This window comes from Protofrankia sp. CiP1_Cm_nod2 (genome assembly GCF_920664355.1).
In the GTDB taxonomy this organism is placed as follows: Bacteria; Actinomycetota; Actinomycetes; order Frankiales; family Frankiaceae; genus Protofrankia.
Map to the genome: position 1 here is coordinate 13,802 of NZ_CAKKTL010000108.1, position 3,781 is coordinate 17,582.

The window sequence follows — 3,781 nt, forward strand, 5'->3', positions numbered from 1 at the left end:
CCCGTGCCCGTGCCCGTGCGGGCGTCGCGGGGCCGGGCGGATGCCGCCAGCGCGAAGACCCTCACCATCGGCGAGGTCCTCGACCGGCTGCGGCTGGACTACCCGGACGTGACCCTGTCCAAGATCCGCTATCTGGAGGCGGAGGGGCTCGTCACCCCCGCCCGCACGAGCGCGAACTACCGTAAGTACTCCGCCGCCGACGTCGCCCGGCTGCGCTACGTCCTCGGCGCGCAGCGTGAGCGCTTCCTGCCACTGCGAGTGATCAAACAGGAGCTGGAGTCGCTGGACAGCGAGCCGCTCCCGCGGGAGCGCCCCGGCCCGCGCCCGGTGGCACCGCCGTCGCCCGGCCCCCTCGACGCCCTGCTCGACAACGGCGAGCAGGTGCGGATGTCACGGCGGGAACTGCTCGCCGCGGCCGGTGTCAACGAGCAGGAGCTCACCGAGCTCGAGCAGTACGGGCTGGTCGCCCCCCGTCCCGGGGGCAGCTACTTCGACGGGGACGCGCTGGCGGTCGCGCGGACGTTCGCCGCGCTGAGCGGCTTCGGCATCCAGCCCCGGCACCTGCGCCCGTCGCGGGTGGCCGCCGACCGGGAGGCCGGGCTGATCGAGCAGGTGACGGCGCCGCTGCGGGCGCAGCGCGACCCGTTCAGCAGCGGGCGGGCGGAGGAGGCCCTGGACGAGATCGCCGGGCTGCTCGTGCGGCTGCACGCGGCCTTGCTGCGCGCCCGGCTGCGCACCGGGCCGGGCGCGTGACACATGCCCCCTGCGGCGTCCCGGGCCGGGCAGGTGACGCGCCCGGCTGGGTCCTGGACCGGGCAGGTGACATCGCCGGCCGGGGGCGGAGCGCCTGTCGGCTGCGTGGGCCGGCTCACACCCGGGCACCTATTGTTGACCGGGGTGGCAGGTCCGTGCGATGGCCGATCTTACTGGAGATCTTGTCGGAAGCGTCGGGCCGCTGACGAAGCCCGGAGACCGGGATAGTGTCAGCCGGTGGCGGTTTACAGTTTCCGGTCGGATCATCCCGTCCTGCCCGCCTGTGTGAGGAGGTAGATCGGTGCATCGGCTGGACATCGTCGGCGTTCGTGTCGAGCTTCCGTCGAAGCAGCCGATCGTCCTGTTGAAGGAGGTCGGCGGTGAGCGTTACCTGCCCATCTGGATCGGCGCGGTGGAGGCGACGGCCATAGCCTTCGCCCAGGAGGGCATCACGACCGCCCGCCCGATGACGCACGACCTGATGCGTGACGTGTTGCGTGCCCTGCGGACCGAGCTCACCAGGGTGACCATCAACGATCTGCAGGACGGCGTGTTCTTCGCCACACTTGTCTTCGGCAACGGGGTCGAGGTCTCGGCCCGGCCGTCGGACGCCATCGCGCTGGCGATGCGGATGGGGGCGCCGGTCTACGGCGAGGAGTCGGTGCTCGCCGAGGCCGGGATCACCGTGCCGGAGGAGCAGGAACAGGAGCAGGAGAGCGAGCTGGAGAAGTTCCGGGAGTTCCTCGACACGATCTCGCCGGAGGACTTCAACACGCCAGGCTCCTGACGCGGGGGCCCTGGCATGCGGCGTGCCCCGTCAGCCGTCCGGTTCCCGGGCCGCCGAAAGGCTTTCCAGCCGATTCGTACAGTTCGCTGACCGCTGTGGCTGTGTGCGGCTGTATCCTCACAAAGGCTTGATCTGGGAACATTGTGGGTCTGCCACGGGACACGCCGATCGCGATCATTGATGGGATCGCCCGAGGCTCTTACCGTCGAGTCGAGGCGGTTGAGTGAACTCAGGGTGGCTGGCTGGCGGACGGGACGACGACAGCGATGATCGGATGGCGATGATCGGACAGGGGCAGCTCTTCCCGGACGATCTCCCGTTGCCGCCCGGTGACGATGTCGGTTACCGGGGGCCCACCGCGTGTGCGGCCGCGGGCATCACCTACCGGCAGCTCGACTACTGGGCCCGCACCGGCCTGGTCGTGCCGAGCGTACGCGGCGCCACCGGCTCGGGCAGCCAGCGGCTGTACTCCTTCCGGGACGTGCTGGTCCTGCGTGTCGTGCGCAAGCTGCTGGAGGCCGGGGTCTCCCTGCAGAACATCCGCGCCGCCGCCGACTGCCTGCGCCTGCGCGGGATCGAGGACCTGGCACAGGTCACCCTGGTCAGCGACGGGTCGACCGTGTACGAGTGCACCTCCGACGACCAGGTCATCGACCTCGTCCAGGGCGGCCAGGGGGTTTTCGCGATCGCGGTCGGCCGGGCCGTCCAGGACATGCGCGGGCAGCTGTCCCAGCTGCCGACGGAGCGCCCCGAACGCCCCGAGCGCGGGGGGCACCCCGGCCCGGCGACGGTCGGTCATCCCGGGGACGAGCTGGCCAACCGCCGCAGCCGGCGCAGCTCGGCCTGACGACGGCCCATGGCCGCGGCGGCCCGGCCCGGCCGCCGCGGCCATGGGCCAGGCCTCGTCGGCCGTCCGGTGCAAGTCGGCCGTCCGGTGCCGGGACCGGCGGATCACAGGTGGTGATCCGTAACGGTCAGCGCGGGTTCGCGGCGCCGCGCCGCGCGGCGTAGTGCGTGGTGCCGTGCGGCGCGGCGCAGTGCGGATCGTCGGGCTGCCCGGCCGTGGGGTGCGCCGCGGCGGGCAGATGGTCGACCTGCAGGGTGGTGTGGTCGATGTGATGCTCCTCGCGCAGCCAGGCGTGTATCCCGGCCCGGACGGCGTGGCAGTCCGCGTCGGGATGCACCAGCACGTGCGCGGACAGCGCCGGCTCACCGGAGGTGATCTGCCAGATGTGCAGGTCGTGGACTTCGCTGACACCGGGCCGGCGGGCCATCGCGGCACCTATGCCGTCCGGGTCGACCCCGTCGGGGGCGGCCTCGAGGAAGATCCGGCCGGAGGCGTGCAGCAGGCCGGCGCCGGCTCTGACCATGAGGACGACGACGGCGAGCGAGGCGACCGTGTCCGCGCGCTCCCATCCGGTGGCGAGGACGACCACTGCCGCGACGGCGGTGGCGACGAACGCGTAGAGGTCGTTGAGAACGTGCTGGAAGGCGCCGTCGATGTTCAGGCTCGTCCGGTTGGCCCGGCTCATCGCCCAGGCCGCGGCAAGGTTGACGGCCACCCCGAGGAGCGCGACGGCCAGCACGGGCCCGCCGGCCACGTCACCCGGGGTGAGCAGCCGGCGGATCGCCTCGACGGTGAGCCAGCCGGCCAGCAGGAGCAGGGTGAGCCCGTTGGCCTGGGCGGAGAGGATCTCCACCCGGCGCAGGCCGAACGTGTAGGCGCCGCCGGCCGGCCGGGCCGCGACCCGCAGGGCCACCAGCGCCAGCGCGATCGCCGCCGCGTCGGTGAGCATGTGGGCCGCGTCCGACAGCAGCGCCAGGGAGTGCGCGAGCAGGCCAACGACGACCTCCACGACGAGGTAGGCGAGGATGATGCCGAGAGCGGTCATCAGCCAGCGCCGGTCCGCGTCCGCGGCGACGTCGTGCCCGTGACCGGCATGCTGCCCGTGACCGCTGTCATGGCCGTGGCCGCCGCCGCCGGGGCCGTGCGCTGTTCCGGTATTCTCCGCCACCGGCTTTCCTTTCCCGGCCCGCCGTTGCCCTCCCGTGGCCGTCCGGCTTTCCACGTTACTTCCTTCCGCCGGCCCCGTCATTTGCGCTGAAAATGGCTGCCGATATCGGGTTCAGCATTCCGGGAACGGCGCTGTTTTCCCGCCGGCTGTTTCCCGTGTCCTGGTGGGCGTTTTCTCCGGACGTCACGTCCGGGACGGCTGCCCACCCGCGACGCGTCCGGGGGGA

General features: G+C 72.2%; 4 protein-coding genes. 3 read left to right on the forward strand and 1 reads right to left on the reverse strand.

Annotated features, from left to right (window positions below; translation table 11 throughout):
* From ftsR to NBW84_RS13540, 3 genes are all read left to right on the forward strand, one after another.
* Positions 1–753 (forward strand): transcriptional regulator FtsR (gene ftsR, locus NBW84_RS13530; protein WP_445548708.1); only part of this gene is annotated, 753 nt, incomplete at its 5' end.
* 301 nt (positions 754–1,054) lie between these two features.
* Positions 1,055–1,540: a bifunctional nuclease family protein gene (locus tag NBW84_RS13535; RefSeq protein WP_250285080.1), complete on the forward strand. Its 486-nt coding sequence runs from the start codon at positions 1,055–1,057 to the stop codon at positions 1,538–1,540.
* A 274-nt stretch (positions 1,541–1,814) separates the two neighbouring features.
* On the forward strand, positions 1,815–2,387 hold the full coding sequence (locus NBW84_RS13540) for a MerR family transcriptional regulator (protein WP_250285082.1): 573 nt from the start codon (positions 1,815–1,817) through the stop codon (positions 2,385–2,387).
* 127 nt (positions 2,388–2,514) lie between these two features.
* Here NBW84_RS13540 and NBW84_RS13545 read toward each other — a convergent pair whose 3' ends face one another.
* A complete protein-coding gene (locus NBW84_RS13545) occupies positions 2,515–3,555 on the reverse strand; it encodes a cation diffusion facilitator family transporter (protein WP_250285084.1) in 1,041 nt (346 codons plus the stop codon).
* Positions 3,556–3,781: the final 226 nt, after the last annotated feature.

Excerpts from the sequence above, each read along its gene's own strand:
- NBW84_RS13540 (WP_250285082.1), top strand. The coding sequence starts at position 1,815 with ATGGCGATGATCGGACAGGGGCAGCTCTTCCCGGACGATCTCCCGTTG.